The sequence below is a fragment of the Anaeromyxobacter sp. Fw109-5 genome (genome assembly GCF_000017505.1).
Lineage (GTDB): Bacteria > Myxococcota > Myxococcia > Myxococcales > Anaeromyxobacteraceae > Anaeromyxobacter.
In genome coordinates this window covers 3280830-3295003 of sequence record NC_009675.1, presented here as the reverse complement: position 1 = coordinate 3295003, position 14174 = coordinate 3280830, and the positions used below count along the sequence as shown (strand labels likewise).

Genomic DNA, 14174 nt, shown 5'->3' with positions numbered 1-14174 from the left:
CGTCGTGGACCCGTTCAGCGCCATCCGCGCGACGACGGTGCACCCCGCGCTCGTGCACGTCACGCTGGGCGTCCTCCCGGTGGTCGTCCTCGCGTACGGGCTCGCCGCGGTCCGGCGCTCCGATCGCTGGTCGTTCGCGGGGGACGTCGCGCTCGGCGTGGGGGCGGTCTTCGCGGTCGCGACGGCAGGGGCGGGCCTGGTCGCGAACGCGCTCCTGCCGTGGCCGGAAGGGCTCGGGACCTGGCGATGGCTGCACCTCGGGATGGGCGCCGCCGGCACCGTGCTCCTGCTCGCGCTCGCGGCCGTTCGGCTCCGGGCCCTCCGCCGCGGCGCGATCGCGGGGCGCGGGACGGCGGCGTGCGCCCTCCTGCTCGCGGTCCTCCTCGCCGGGACGGGCTGGATCGGCGGGGAGGTGCTGGTCTTCCACTCGGGCATGGCCGTGACCGCGGCGGCCCACGGCGCGCTGGCGCCCACGCTGTCGCGCCGGAGCACTCCGCCCGAGGATCTCGACGACGCGATGGAGCGGCTCCGCGGCGCGTGGGCCGACGCCAGCGCGGCCTACGGCCGGATGCTGGTCGAGCGCCCCACCGCCGGCGGCTACGCGCGCGTGGCGGGCGCGGCGGGGGAGATCGCGCGCGTCGCGCGCTGGCTCGAGGCGGAGGGGCCGAGGCGCGTCGCGGAGCACGCCGGTGAGCACGCGGGGCCGGAGGTGGCGGCGACGGTGGAGCAGCTGGCGGGGCTGCTCGGCGAGGGCGCGGTCCAGCTCGAGGCCGCCGCGACGGCGGGGCGCTGGTCCGCGGTCACCCGATCCCTCGGCGCCGTGACGAGCGCGTGCGCCGGCTGCCACGAGGCGGCCCGCTGGAGTGGGGTGCACGCCCACTGATCACGAGCCCGGCTCAGGGAACGGCGGCCCGCGGGGCCTCGCCGTGGCGTACCATGCCCTCCGTGCTCCGCCTCGCCACAGCGCTCCTCCTCGCCGCGGCGGGGATCTTCTTCTTCGCGCTCCCGCCCCTGGTGGCGGGGCGCCTGAACCGCGTGGAGACGCGCGCGGTGCACGAGGTGTCGGACCGCGCCCGCCGCCTGCACGCCTCGCTGCGGATCGCCGACCTGCACGACGACCTCCTGCTCTGGGATCGCGATCCGCTGCGCCGCTCGACGCGGGGCCACAGCGACGTGCCGCGCCTCGAGGAGGGCAACGTCGCGGTGCAGCTGTTCTCGACGGTCACCGAGGTCCCGCGCGGCTACAACTACGACGCGAACGCCGGCGGCATGGACCTCGTCACGCCGCTCGCGATCGCCTCGCGGTGGCCCGCGAGCAGCTGGAACAGCCGGCTCGCGCGGGCGCTCCACCAGGGCGACAAGCTCCGCCGGGCGGCCGCGGAGTCCGAGGGCCGGCTGGTCTTGGCCACCTCGCGCGCGGAGCTCGCCGCCGCGCTGGAGGCCCGCGCACGCCAGCCGGCGGGACGGCGCGTGGTGGTGGCGGTGCTCGCGACGGAGGGGCTGCACGCGCTCGAGGGGCGGCTCGAGACGCTCGACGCCCTCTTCGAGGCGGGCTTCCGCTCGGCGGGGCTCGCGCACTTCGCGGACAACGCGGCGGCCGGCTCGGCGCACGGGGCGCGTCGAGGCGGGCTCACCCCCCTCGGCCGCGACGCGCTTCGTCGCATGGAGGAGCGCCGCATGATCGTGGACCTCGCGCACGCCTCGCCGCGCGCCTTCGACGAGGCGCTCGCGCAGGCGCGCCGGCCGGTGATGGTGTCTCACACCGGCGTGAGCGCCGTCTGCCCGGGGCCGCGCAACCTGGCCGACGGGCAGCTCCGCAGGCTCGCCCGGAACGGCGCGCTCGTCGGCATCGGCTACTGGGACGGCGCGGTGTGCGATCGCTCGCCGCGGGCCATCGCCCGCTCGATCCGGCACGCCGTGAAGGTCGCCGGGGTGAGGCACGTCGCGCTCGGCTCGGACTGGGACGGCGCGACCACGGTGCCGTTCGACGCTTCCCGCCTGGAGGTGCTCACCCAGGCGCTGCTCGACGAGGGGCTCTCGGAGGACGCGATCCGCGCCGTCATGGGCGAGAACGCGCTGCGCTTCCTGCTCGCGAACCTCCCTTGAGGCGCCGTGAAACAATCGCTCGATCCACACCCCCCCCTGACCCCCGCCGCCCGCGCGTGCGCGCGATCGCGGCGGGGGCCCTGGAGAGCGAACGGCGATCAGACCGGGTAGACCAGCTCCTCCACGAACCGCGAGGTCCGCACGGAGTCCGCGCCGAAGAACAGGGGCGCGAGATCGACGCACGGCGCCGGTGCGCGTGGCGCGAGCGACTCGTAGGTTCGCGCGAGCGTGCTCCTGCCCTGCGCGAAGACGGTCCCGACCAGGCTGAGGCCCCAGGCTCGCTCGTCCGACGGCAGCCGGGACAGCGCCTTCCGCCAGATGGCGTCCTCGAGGATCGAGAACGCGGCCTGCACCTCGGAGAGGTCGAACCCCGCCGCGAATCGCTCGTGCGCCAGGCGGGTGACGTGGGCGCGCAGCGCGTTGAGATCGCGTGCGAGCACCGCGTCCACCAGCTGGCGGTAGAGGAGCTCGAGCCGTCCGCGCGTCGCCTGGGCGCCGTCGCGGCGGTAGTGCTCGAGCTGCGCGGCCTCGAGTGCGGCCTCCTCCAGGATGGCCGCCTCCTCGTCGCGCAGCAGATCTTCCATCGTCATCGTCGTCTCCCGTGTGGCTCCGGAGGTCCTTCCCGTGAGCCCGCGCGCAACCTAGTCGAAGATCCGTGTATGCCGGAAATTCATTCTTGCTATTCTAGTGATAACCAACCGACATGGAGGAGACGGTGGACGTCACGGCGCTGCGGTACTTCGTCGAGGTGGCGCGGCAGGGCGGGTTCACGCGGGCGAGCCGCTCGCTGCACGTGAGCCAGCCCGCCATCAGCAAGATGGTGAAGGCGCTGGAGGAGGAGCTCGGCGCGGCGCTGCTCGTGCGCGAGCGCCGGCGCGTGACCCTCACCGACGCCGGGCAGATCGTGCTCGAGCGCGCCGAGGGCGTGCTCGACTCGCTGCGCATGATCGAGGAGGAGGTCGCGGAGCTCTCGCAGCTCCGGCGCGGGCGGCTGCGCGTCGGCATGCCCCCCATCGTCGGCGTCACCTTCGTCGCGCCGCTGCTCGCGGAGTACCACCAGGCCTACCCCGGCATCCTGCTCGAGCTGCGCGAGGAGGGCTCGCACCACCTCGAGGCGCTCATCATGAGCCGCGATCTCGACGTGGGCGCCATCGTGCTGCCCACCGACGAGCAGGCGTTCGGCACGATGCCCTTCGTGAAGGACGAGCTCAGGGCGGTGCTCCACCCGACCCATCCCCTCACCCGCCGGAGCGCGCTCACGCTGCGCGAGCTGGAGGGTACACCCTTCGTGCTCTACCGGCCGGAGTTCGCCCTCCACGGCCACATCCTGGAGGCGTGCCGCCGCAGCGGCTTCAAGCCGACCGTGGTGAGCGAGAGCTCGCACTGGGACTTCATCGTCGCGGCCGTGGCGGCGAACATCGGGGTGGCGCTGCTGCCGAACACGATCTGCCGCCAGCTCGACCCGCAGCAGGTCCGCTCGGTGCGCATCTCCGAGCCGCGGATCCCCTGGGACGTGGCCCTCATCTGGCGGCGCGACCGCCAGCTGTCGCCCGCCACGCGCGCCTGGCTCGAGCTCGCGAAGAAGCGCTGGCGGGTGAGCGCCGACGTCGCGCCTACTCGATCCAGTCCGCGATGAACACGTTCGTCTCGCCGGGACGGGACGCGTTGCGGTTCGAGGCGAAGACCAGCCGCTTCCCGTCGGGCGAGAACATGGGGAAGCCGTCGAAGGTCTCGTTGGTGGTGATCCGCTCGAGGCCGGTGCCGTCGTCGTTCACCACGTACAGGTCGAAGTTCCGCCCCCTCGGGTCGCCCACGTTCGAGGCGAACACGATGCGCCGCCCGTCGGGGTGGAAGAACGGCGCGAAGCTCGCCGCGCCGAGGCGCGTCACCTGGCGCACGTCCGAGCCGTCCGCGTTCATCGTGAAGAGCTCGAGCTTGCCGGGCCGCACGAGCCCCTCCCCGAGCAGCGCGCGGTAGTCGGCGAGCTCCGCCTCCGTCGTGGGGCGGCTCGCGCGGAACACGATCCGGCGCCCGTCGGCGGAGAAGAACGCGCCGCCGTCGTAGCCCGGAGTGTGCGTGAGCCTGACGAGCCCGGAGCCGTCGAGGCGCATCTTGTAGAGCTCGAGGTCGCCGTCGCGCGTCGAGGTGAAGACGATCCAGCCGTCCTTGGACACCGTCGCCTCCGCGTTGTACTTGCCGGGGGCCGGGGCGAGCGGCGCGAGGTCCGAGCCGTCCGGCCGCGCCGTGTAGAGCTGGTAGTCGTACAGCGCCCATACGTAGCCCTTCGAGTGGTCCGGCTTGGGAGGGCACTCCGCGGCCGACGCGTGCGTCGAGGAGTAGACGATCCGCTCGCCCCCCGGGAAGAAGTAGCCGCAGGTGACGCGACCCTTCCCGCGCGACACGCGACGAAGCCCGGAGCCGTCCGCGCCCATCACGTAGAGCTGATCGCAGCCGGCGCCTTCCGGGGTGGCCTGGAACACGAGCTCCCGTCCGTCGAAGCTGAAGTACGCCTCCGCGTTCTCGCCGCCGAAGGTGAGCTGCCGGACGTTTCCGAGGTGGCGCTCGCCCGGGAGCGCGAGGCGGGGCGCGGCCGAGTCCGGACTCGGCGCGGTTGCGGAGACGGACGCGGGCGGAGGCGCCGGCGCGGCGCAGGCGGCGGCGAGGAGGGCGGCGGCGAGGGATCTCATGGGTCGAAGCTTCCCGCCGCGCGGGCGCCTGTCGATTCCCGCACGGGGGAGGCCCTACAGCGAGGGGACCCGCTCACCGCCGCTCCTCGAGCCTCACCTTCGCGGTCCTGCGCGCCCCGGCGCGCTCCCACTCCACCTCCACCTCGTCGCCCGGCCGGTGCGAGCGGAGGGCGAAGGCGAGATCCTGCAGGCCGAGGAGCTTCGTCGGGCCGACTCGCAGGAGCACGTCCCCCGCCGCGATCCCCGCCCGCTCGGCGGGGCTGCCCGCCCGCACCCCGGTGAGGAGCACGCCGGGGGCGCTGCGCTCGGCGAAGTCGGGGATCGCGCCGAGGTAGGTGCCGTAGCCGCGCTCGCCGCGCTCGCGCGGCGGCGGCGAGGCGGTCCGGACCACCTCGAGCCGGCCGTCCCGCTCGGCGGCCTCGCGCGCCGCCCGGTAGGCGAGGCGCGCCACGGCGGCGAGTCCCGCCCCGTCGATCTTGTCGGGCGTGTCCGAGGGCCGGTGGTAGTCGGGGTGGGGGCCCGTGAAGAGGAACAGCACGGGGACGTCCCGGGCGTAGAAGCTCGTGTGATCCGAGGGCCCGTAGCCGTCGCCCTCGCCGAAGGCGAGCTTCAGCGGGAGGCGCGGGGGGCGCTCGGCGAGCGCCTTCACGAGGTCGCGCAGCCCGCGCGCCGTGTCGGCGCCGTCCACGTAGACCTTCCCCGCGGCGGGGCGGCCCACCATGTCGAGGTTCACCATGAGCTGCATCCGCTCGGTCGGGCAGCGGGGCGGGGGGTGCTGGGCGAGCTCCGAGGAGCCCAGGATCCCGAGCTCCTCCGCGCCGAACGCCGCGAAGAGGAGGGTTCGCCGCGGCGGGCCCTCCGCGGCGAACGCGCGGGCGACGGCGAGGAGCGCGGCCACCCCGCTCGCGTTGTCGTCCGCGCCGGGGTGGACCGTGCCGAGCCGCTCGGGTGCGAGCGACGAGTCGCCGCCCAGGCCGAGGTGGTCGTGGTGGGCGCCGACGACGACGCACTCGCCCGCGACGGCGGGATCCCGCCCGGGCAGGATGGCGACCACGTTGGCGGTGGTGGCCCGCTCGTGCAGCACCCGCACCTCGAGCCGTGCGCGCACGCCGAGCGGCCGCGAGTGGGGCTTGCCGTCGGCCTCGCCCGGAGCGGCGAGCGCGCGCACGTCGACGCCGGCCCGGGCGAGCGCCGCGGCCGTGACGCGCGCCGCGACGATCCCGGCGCGCGACGAGACCTGGCCGCGCCAGGGGGGCAGGTCGTCGGCGCCCCCGTGCCCCTCGGCCCAGACGTCGCGCACGCCGATGAGCGCCGCGGCGCCGTGCTCGCGCGCGTTCGTCGCCTTGTAGCGCCACTCGGCGAAGCGGTAGTGGCGCGGGTCGCGGAAGGGCGAGGCGGCGTCGGACTCGCGCGGGAAGTCCTGCGCCACGAGCACGATCTTCCCCTTCACGTCGAGGCCGCCGTAGTCGTCGTGGCCGAGGGCCGGCGCGGTGATCCCGTGGCCCGCGAAGACGACCTCGGCCTCGACCGCGCCGTCGTCGCTGAAGTCGAACGGGAGGAAGTCCCGCTCGAGCTCGCCGTGCGAGGACCCCACCGCGAACGCGTTCCGCTCGCCGAGCGTGGCGCGGAACGGCGCCTCGAAGCGCTGCAGGTACCCCTCGTCCCAGGCGGGGGCGAGCCCCGCCTCGCGGAACCGCGCCGCGATCCAGTCGGCCGCCTGCGCGGCGCCGGGGGTCCCCACGCCGCGCCCGGTGCGCGCCGGATCGGCGAGCCAGCCCACCTCCGCGCGCGCACGCCCGGCGTCGAAGGCCGGCTCCGGCGCCGCGCGGGTCGCGGCGCGTCGACCGCAGGAGGCGAGGGCGAGGGCGAGGAGGGCGAGCGTTCCCGGCAGGCGCATGCGCCGGTAGATAGGGCGGCAGGCGCGGCGGGGCAGGGCGGCCTCCACCGGAGGGCGTACCCGGCGAGGGCGGCCGCGGCGGGGGCGAGGTGGCGGATTTGCCGGACACCCGCCGGAGCGGTATGGAGGCGCCCCGATGCGCGCCCCCCACGACTCCAGCGCCGACGCTCTCCCCACCCCAGGCCCTCGCGACCGCCACCGGCTCTACGAGCGCGCCGTCCAGGACCCGGCCGCCGACGTCGCCGTCGTGGAGCGCGTCCTCCGGAGGTTCGAGCAGCCGGCGCGCCGCCTCCGCGAGGACTTCAGCGGGACCGCCGCGCTCGCGGCGAGCTGGGTCGAGCGGGGGCCCGAGCGGATCGCGGTCGCCGTCGACCTGGATCCCTCCGTGCACGCCTGGGCCCGCAGCTACCGGATCCCCTCCCTGGGCGACGCGGCGGCGCGGCTCCGCCTCGTCCAGGCCGACGTGCGCGAGGCGCCACGCGAGCGGTTCGACGCGGTGGTGGCGCTCAACTTCAGCTACGGGGTGTTCCGGACGCGCGCCGCCCTGCGCGGGTACCTGCGCTCCGCGCGGGCGGCGCTGGCGCCGGGGGGGGTGCTGATGCTCGACGCGTTCGGCGGCTGGGACGCGCAGAAGGAGCTCGTCGAGCGGCGACGGATCGGGAGCGGCGTGACCTACGTCTGGGAGCAGCAGCGCTTCGATCCCATCACGCACGGGATCCGCTGCGCGATCCACTTCGAGTTCGCCCGCGGCCGTCCCATGCGCCGGGCGTTCGAGTACGACTGGCGCCTGTGGAGCCTCCCCGAGCTGACCGAGCTGCTCGGCGAAGCCGGGCTCGTCGACCTGGAGGTGCTCTGGGACGTCGCCTCCGGCCCCTCGCGCTACCTGCCGCGGGCGAGCGCGCGCAACCAGGCCGGCTGGATCGCCTACGTGATCGGGCGGAGGCGCGTCAGTCCGCCGCCCGCTTCCGCAGGATCACGACGGAGGCGACCAGCACGAGGATGAGGCCAGTGAGCAGGACGAGCTCCCACATCACGTGGCGGAAGACGTCCTCCGGAACCCCGGGCTTCGCGCCGAGCTCCGCGGTGATGACCAGGATCCGCCGGACCGCGGCGATGAGGGCGACGAGCAGGAACGGCTCCGGCAGGAGGGCGTGCTCGCGGAAGGAGACCTGCACCGTGTAGAGCAGCTCCACGACCATGAGCGCGAGCAGGATGCGGTCGAGGAGCGTGACGACCGCGGCGACGTCCACCCCGGCGAGGATGGCGCGGACCAGATCGATGCCGCCGTGGACCACGAGGGCGACGGCGCTCACGCCCAGCAGCGCGCCGAGCGCGAGGTAGATGACGTCCTGCAGCCGCGTGAACGCGATCGAGAACAGGCCCCGCGCTCCCTCGTCGCTCTTCTCCTGCCTCACCGCCACCTCCGGGCGCCCCGCTCCTCGGGCCGCCGCGCGCTCCGGGCTCGCCGCGATCACGCAGCGTCATCACCATGAGTAGCCACCCGCGGCGGTGGGCAGCGACGACCCGTCCGCCCGGAGGGTGCGGCGGGCCGGAGGGCGGACGAGCGCCCGTCCGCACGCGGCGCCGGCGCGGGGCTCGGCTCCCGGGCCCCGCGTGGACGGGGACGCCGCCTCGTGGCACGGCGCTACGCTGCACGCGAGGGGTGCAGCACCGGCGCGGGGGTGCAGCGCCGGCCGGGGGTTCGGCATGCAGCGGATGACCGCCGGCGACGCCGCCTGGTACCGGATGGATCGTCCGAGGAACGAGACCGACGTGGTCGCGCTCCTCGCGTTCCGTGGGGCCGTGGAGCTGGGGCGGGTGAAGCGGCTCGTCGAGGAGCGGCTCCTCTCCGTCGAGCGCTTCCGCCAGCGTCCCGTGCCGGCCTGGATCGGGGCGCCGGGCTGGGAGCTCGATCCGGGCTTCTCGCTGCGCCGCCACCTCACCGCGACGGAGCTCCCACCCGGCGCGCTCCGCGACTTCATCGGCGAGGTGGCCACCTCGTGGCTCGATCCGGCGCATCCGCTGTGGCGCGTGCACGTGGTGCGGGAGCGCGGCGGCGGCGGCGCGATCGTGGCGAAGCTGCAGCACGCGCTCGGGGACGGGTTCGCGCTGGTGGCGCTGCTGCTCGCGCTCGCCGACGAGCACGCCGCGCAGGAGGCGCCGCGCGCCCGGATCGATCCGGCGGCGCACGCCTGGCCGGGCCGGCCGGACCTCACCGCCGTGCGCGAGGCGGCCGGGTTCGCCGTGACGCTCGCTCGCCTCGCGGCGATGCCGAGCGATCCTCCCGCCCTCTCCGCGGCGCCGCTCTCCGGCGTGCGGAGGGTGGCGTGGTCGGACGCTCTGCCGCTCGACGCGATCCGCGAGGCGGCCCACCGCGCGGGAGCGACGGTGAACGACCTCGTGGTGGCGGCGATCGCCGGCGCCCTCCGGCCGCTCGTGTCGCGGGGCGGGCGGCCGCCGCGCCCGGTGCGGGCGTTCATCCCCGTGAACTTCCGTCCGGGCCGGCCCGATCTCGGCGCCGACGCGTCGCTGGGGAACCGCTTCGGGCTCGTGTTCCTCGACCTGCCGGTCGACCTGGCGGCGGCGCGCGCGCGGCTCGAGGCGGTCCACGCGCGGGTCGCGGCGCTGCGCTCCGGGGCGGGCGCGCTCGTGGCGCACGACGTGCTCGCGCTCGCCGGTTACGCGCCGAGCGCCGTGCAGCACGCGCTGACCCGCTTCTTCGCGCGCAAGGCGTCGCTCGTCCTGACGAACCTCCCCGGGCCGAGGAGCCCCATCCACCTCGCGGGCCGCCCGCTCGCGGCCGCGATGTTCTGGGTGCCGCACCCGGCGAACCTGGGGCTCGGCGTGAGCGTCCTGGGCTACGCCGGGGACGTGCGGGTGGGCGTCCGGGCGGACACGGCGGTCCTCGCGGAGCCGGCGGCGCTCGTCGCCCGGATCGAGGCGGAGACGAGGGCGCTCGGCGTGCGGCGCGCCCGGACCCGCGGCAGGCGCCGGACGCCGCCGCGCGCGGGCGGAGGGGCGTAGGGCCCCACCTCATGCATCACGTCCCGGCGGGCGCCGCCGGGGCCGGCTCGGGCAGCTCCCCGGGCGCGAGGACGATCTCGATGCGCCGGTTCTGGCTGCGGCCCTCGGGCGTGTCGTTCGAGGCGATCGGCTGGTGCTCGCCGTAGCCGGCGGCGGCCAGGCGCGAGGGCTGGACGCCCGACTCCTGCAGGAAGCGCACGACCGCGAGGGCGCGCGCGACCGACAGGTCCCAGTTCGTCGCGAAGCCGCGGCCGAGCGGCACGTTGTCGGTGTGCCCCTCGACGCGGATGACCTTGCCCTCCACGCCGGTCAGCACCTCGGCCACCGCGCGGAGCGCGTCCTTCCCGGCCCGCCCGAGCGTCGCCGAGCCGGACGAGAAGAGGATCTTGTCCTTCATCTTGACGGTCATCTTGCCGCGCAGCTCGGTGAGCTCCACCCGGCCGGCGTCGATCTCGCCGCGGAGCGCGTTCGCCATCTTCTCGTACTCGGAGCTCTTCTTCTCGAGCTCCGCCTTGACGGTCTCGAGCTTCGTCTTGGAGGTGGCGAGGTCGGCGACCTGGGATTGCAGCTGCTGCTTCGACGCGGAGAGCGCGTCGAGCTGCGCCTTCAGCGCGGACGCCTCGTCGCGGGAGCTGGCGAGCTCGCCCTGCGTCGTCGAGAGCGCGGCCTCGAGCTCCGCCCCGCGGGCCCTCAGCTGATCGGCCTCGGCGGCCTTGTTGCGAAACTTGCCCTGCGAGACGCAGGCGGACGTGAGCCCGGCGAGGGCGACGACGAGGACGGCGCGCATCGGTTGACCTCCGGCGAAGGGGAGGCCGCATTGTACCGAGCGCGTGGGACGGGCAAAGGAGGGAGTCCGGCGCCCATGTGCGGCGCACGGCGCGCGCGGAGCACCCTCGCGCTGGCAGGGCCGATCGCGCTGCGGCATCGTGTGCCAGCGCCGTCCGGAGGTCGTGATGATCACGAAGCTGCTCGAGGGAAACCGCCGCTTCGTCGCGGAGACGTTCGCCCGCGAGAAGGAGTTCTTCGCGGAGCTCGCCCGGGGCCAGCACCCCACCGTGCTGTGGATCGGGTGCTCCGACTCCCGCGTGCCGGTGAACATCATCACCGGCACCCACGCCGGCGAGGTGTTCGTGCACCGCAACGTGGGAAACGTCGTCGCGACGAACGACTGGAACCTCTCCGCGGTCCTCGAGTTCTCGATCAACCACCTCGAGATCCCGGACGTCGTCATCTGCGGGCACTACGGCTGCGGCGGCATCGCGGCGCTCGACGAGGACGACGGGAACGACAAGTACATCCCGGTCTGGCTCATCAACGCCTACAAGGCGAAGGAGCGCGTCGACGAGAAGCTGCGCGGGCTCCACGTCGAGCTGCCTGCGGAGCAGCGCTCGCGCCTCATCGTGGAGGAGAACGTGCGGCTCCAGCTCGAGCACCTGCGCGAGTACCCGTTCGTGCGCCACGCGCTGAACGCTCGCAGGCTGCGCATCCACGGCTGGGTCTACGACATGGCCACCGGGGCGATCCGGGGGCTGAGCGGGGACTGAGCGGTCACCCCCGCCAGAACGGCGGCCCGAACGGCCACGCGCCCAGGTGGCGGGCGGCGGCGAGCGCGAGCGCGGCGAGGAGGGCGGCGGCCCAGAGCAGGCGCGTGCGGCGACGGGAGCGGTCGTCGGAGTAGGGATCGTCGAGGCGGCGGCGCGCGCCGGCCGGGAGCGCCGCGCGGTCGGTGAGCGCGGTCCCGAGCGGCAGGTTGATGCGGACGCGGCCGTTCACGGCCCAGCCGTTCGCGTCGAGGATGGGCCCGAGCGTGCGGTGCCTGAGCTTGAGCCAGGAGATGAGCACCGAGGGGCCCGACACCACGAGGACCATGGCGCCGACGGCGACGCCCTTCGCCCACCACGGCTGCAGGTCCATGAACCCGGTGACGAACCCGCCGAGGAGCGTGCCCAGGGCGCCGATGCCGACGCCGAGGGCGGCGATGATGCCCACCATCTTGCCGACGTCCACGGGCGGCGGGGGATGGGCCTTCTCCAGGATGGCGGCGTCCGCCACGCGCGTCGCGGTGCCCTCCACCTTCTCGTCCGCCGCCTTCTGCTTGGCCTGGGCGAAGCGCGCGACCTGGTCCTCGACGAACTTGAGCCCCTTCTTGTAGGGGGCCCAGAACGCCTGGCGGAGGCTGATCGGGTTCTCCACGATCTTCACGATCGTCGCGTCCCAGTCGCGGCCCTTGCGGTCGTAGAAGATGCCGTTGCGGCCGACCATGAGGTAGTCCGCGTCGCCCTGGGTGAAGCAGGCGACGATCTTCATCGCCTCGCCGCCGGGCCGCCGGCACTCGCAGTAGGCCAGGTACATGCGCGACAGCGAGGCGAGCGCCGAGTGGGAAGCCGGGTCGTCCACGCGGATGCACAGCTCGCAGCTGCGGGCGTCGAGGAAGAGCGTGCCCGCCTGGAACACCGCCGGGCGGAGGGGATCATAGAAGTCCGCGAACGAGACGAAGTTCTTGAGCAGCGTCCCGAGGTCGCGGTGGTAGTGGACCAGGCGGACGACGTCACCGATGGCAGCGGCCTCGGACGCGAGCTCCTCGTCCCTCGCGAGGAGGGCGTCGGCGCCGGTCCGGCCGGCCCCGGCGAGCAGCTTGCGCACGTGGGCGATCCCGAGCGCCTCCACCTTCGCGCCCCGCTTCGTCGCGAGCCACGCCTCGTACGGCGCGAACCGGGCGACGAGCGAGGTCCACTCCTCGAGCGTGAGCGCGTCCTTCCCGTCGCCGTGGAGCGGCGCGACGGCGTCCCGCTGGAGGGCGGCGACGGCGGCCGCCCAGGCGGGGTTGACGCCCTGCGCGAGCGGGAGCGCGCGACCGGGCTCGATGCGCGCGATCGGGAAGGCGGCGACGTCGGCGCGGGCGGAGGCCAGATCCTTCGCGGCCAGCGCGGCGAACTCGGGCTCGGTCCGGTTCAGCGCGGCGGCGGAGCGGGGCTCCATGGCGGCCAGCCCGCAGCGGACGAAGAAGTCGTCCACCTTCGCGCGGACCGCCTCGACGGCGGCGTGCGCGGCGGCGGTCCGCTCGCCGAGCGGCAGCACGTCCGGGAGCTCCTGGCCGCACCGCCACCAGTCCGCGTACGCCTCCGCCTCCGCGAAGAACGCGTCCACGCGGGCGCGGTCCACCCCCGGCTTGCCGCTCCGGTCCGTCGTGCCGCCCATCGTGACGAGGACGTCGTGGAGGAGCTGGCGCGTCTCGAGCTCCGTGGCCGCCTCGGGCGGTACGATGCCGTCGCCGTTGAAGAGCGTCCGCTCGAACACCTTGGTGGTGTCGGCGACGTCCTCCACCCGGATCGACGTCGCCTCCGGCCGGCCGACGTGCTCGAGGAGGTGGCGGGCGGCGCTGAGCGCGGCCGTCCCTTCCGGCGTGTCCTCCCGGAGCTCGGCGAGCGCGAGCGAGTCGGCGCCGAACAGGACGAGCCCCACGTCCCGCAGGCGCGCCGCGCAGAAGCGGATGGCCGCCAGGATCTCGGGGGCGCGGACGCGCCCGTCGCGATCGAGGTCGAGGAGGTCGAGCGTGCGCGGATCGAGCTCGAGGCCGCGCGTCGGGCAGGAGAGGGAGATCCAGAGCTTCTGGTCCAGCTCCTCGAGCGCGAGGAGGTCCGCGCCGGTCTCCAGGGCGACCTGATCGAGTCCGCCTACCCGGTGGAACTTGAAGCGGTGTCGCGCTCGCGACCTCGGCGCTGCGGGCGTCTCCGGCGCGTCCGGAGAGAGGTCGGCTGCGGCGTTCGGCTGGGACATGGCGTCCTTCTTACCGCGAAGGGGCGTGCGGAGGCGACTGGCCGGGCGAGCGAGGGAGCGCCCGGGTGGGGGCGCAGCGAAGGTCTCCGCGGGACGGGCGCGCCGGGTTATGGACGGCGCATGGCGGAGCACGGCTGGGCCGGCGGGCGCGTGGAGGTCGTCGAGGGTGACATCACGACGCTCGCCGTGGACGCGATCGTGAACGCGGCGAACACCTCGCTCCTCGGCGGCGGCGGGGTGGACGGCGCCATCCACCGCGCCGCGGGGCCGAAGCTGCTGGAGGAATGCCGCCGGCTGGGTGGCGCACGCACGGGCGAGGTGAAGCCGACCGGGGGTCACGACCTGGCTGCTCGGTACGTGCTCCACGCCGTCGGCCCCGTGTGGAGGGGCGGCGGCGCGGGCGAGGACGGCCTCCTCGCGTCCTGCTACCGGGGCGCGCTGCGGCTCGCCGAGGAGCATGGCCTCCGCTCGGTCGCGTTCCCTGCGATCTCGACCGGCGTCTACGGCTTCCCCATCGAGCGGGCGACCCGCATCGCCGTCGGGGAGATCCTGGCCGCGATCGCGCGGGGGACGAGCGTCGAGCGGACGATCTTCTGCTGCTTCTCCTCTCGAGACGCCGCGGTCTACCGGCGGACGCTGGACGAGCTGGCCGTCCCGCAGCGCCCCGCGTGAACGGACGCGCT

The 14174-nt window shown here is 74.9% G+C and carries 13 protein-coding genes; 7 read left to right on the top strand and 6 right to left on the bottom strand.

What is annotated here, in order from left to right; all coding sequences use genetic code 11:
• Positions 1 to 4 precede the first annotated feature (4 nt).
• On the top strand, positions 5 to 883 hold the full coding sequence (locus tag ANAE109_RS14610) for a DUF2231 domain-containing protein (protein ID WP_012097652.1): 879 nt from the start codon (positions 5 to 7) through the stop codon (positions 881 to 883).
• A gap of 53 nt (positions 884 to 936) precedes the next feature.
• Complete coding sequence (locus ANAE109_RS14605; RefSeq protein ID WP_012097651.1) at positions 937 to 2106, top strand: dipeptidase; 1170 nt, start codon at positions 937 to 939, stop codon at positions 2104 to 2106.
• 98 nt (positions 2107 to 2204) lie between these two features.
• On the opposite strand, the gene ANAE109_RS14600 is transcribed toward ANAE109_RS14605, so the two are convergent.
• Positions 2205 to 2696, bottom strand: a complete 492-nt coding sequence (locus ANAE109_RS14600) for a hypothetical protein (RefSeq protein WP_012097650.1) — start codon at positions 2694 to 2696, stop codon at positions 2205 to 2207.
• Positions 2697 to 2809: 113 nt separating this feature from the next.
• On the opposite strand from ANAE109_RS14600, the gene ANAE109_RS14595 reads away from it, so the two are divergent.
• Positions 2810 to 3742, top strand: a complete 933-nt coding sequence (locus ANAE109_RS14595; RefSeq protein ID WP_012097649.1) for a LysR family transcriptional regulator — start codon at positions 2810 to 2812, stop codon at positions 3740 to 3742.
• On the opposite strand, the gene ANAE109_RS14590 is transcribed toward ANAE109_RS14595, so the two are convergent.
• Together ANAE109_RS14590 and ANAE109_RS14585 are read right to left on the bottom strand one after the other, a co-directional pair.
• Positions 3720 to 4793, bottom strand: a complete 1074-nt coding sequence (locus ANAE109_RS14590; RefSeq protein WP_012097648.1) for a TolB family protein — start codon at positions 4791 to 4793, stop codon at positions 3720 to 3722. The genes ANAE109_RS14595 and ANAE109_RS14590 overlap by 23 nt on opposite strands.
• A 73-nt stretch (positions 4794 to 4866) precedes the next feature.
• Complete coding sequence (locus ANAE109_RS14585) at positions 4867 to 6690, bottom strand: M20/M25/M40 family metallo-hydrolase (protein ID WP_049768594.1); 1824 nt, start codon at positions 6688 to 6690, stop codon at positions 4867 to 4869.
• Positions 6691 to 6826: 136 nt separating this feature from the next.
• Here ANAE109_RS14585 and ANAE109_RS14580 point away from each other — a divergent pair, with 136 nt between their 5' ends.
• The gene (locus ANAE109_RS14580; RefSeq protein WP_012097646.1) at positions 6827 to 7693 is read left to right on the top strand and encodes a trans-aconitate 2-methyltransferase; all 867 of its coding nucleotides are present in this window, start codon (positions 6827 to 6829) and stop codon (positions 7691 to 7693) included.
• Here the strand turns inward: ANAE109_RS14580 and ANAE109_RS14575 are convergent.
• On the bottom strand, positions 7638 to 8165 hold the full coding sequence (locus ANAE109_RS14575; protein WP_012097645.1) for a phosphate-starvation-inducible PsiE family protein: 528 nt from the start codon (positions 8163 to 8165) through the stop codon (positions 7638 to 7640). The two genes, ANAE109_RS14580 and ANAE109_RS14575, sit on opposite strands and share 56 nt — an antisense overlap.
• A 232-nt stretch (positions 8166 to 8397) precedes the next feature.
• Here ANAE109_RS14575 and ANAE109_RS14570 point away from each other — a divergent pair, with 232 nt between their 5' ends.
• Entirely contained in the window at positions 8398 to 9714 is a 1317-nt protein-coding gene (locus tag ANAE109_RS14570; RefSeq protein WP_012097644.1) for a WS/DGAT domain-containing protein, read from the top strand.
• A gap of 16 nt (positions 9715 to 9730) precedes the next feature.
• On the opposite strand, the gene ANAE109_RS14565 is transcribed toward ANAE109_RS14570, so the two are convergent.
• On the bottom strand, positions 9731 to 10501 hold the full coding sequence (locus ANAE109_RS14565; protein ID WP_012097643.1) for an OmpA family protein: 771 nt from the start codon (positions 10499 to 10501) through the stop codon (positions 9731 to 9733).
• Between the two features lie 166 nt (positions 10502 to 10667).
• Here ANAE109_RS14565 and ANAE109_RS14560 point away from each other — a divergent pair, with 166 nt between their 5' ends.
• Positions 10668 to 11258 carry a carbonic anhydrase gene (locus tag ANAE109_RS14560; protein ID WP_012097642.1) on the top strand — a complete coding sequence of 197 codons (591 nt, stop codon included), beginning with the start codon at positions 10668 to 10670 and terminating at the stop codon, positions 11256 to 11258.
• A gap of 4 nt (positions 11259 to 11262) precedes the next feature.
• Here the strand turns inward: ANAE109_RS14560 and ANAE109_RS14555 are convergent, their stop codons facing one another.
• Positions 11263 to 13491 carry a hypothetical protein gene (locus tag ANAE109_RS14555; RefSeq protein ID WP_012097641.1) on the bottom strand — a complete coding sequence of 743 codons (2229 nt, stop codon included), beginning with the start codon at positions 13489 to 13491 and terminating at the stop codon, positions 11263 to 11265.
• A 120-nt stretch (positions 13492 to 13611) separates the two neighbouring features.
• On the opposite strand from ANAE109_RS14555, the gene ANAE109_RS14550 reads away from it, so the two are divergent.
• Positions 13612 to 14163, top strand: coding sequence for an O-acetyl-ADP-ribose deacetylase (locus ANAE109_RS14550; RefSeq protein ID WP_012097640.1), 552 nt, complete (start codon positions 13612 to 13614; stop codon positions 14161 to 14163).
• Positions 14164 to 14174: the final 11 nt, after the last annotated feature.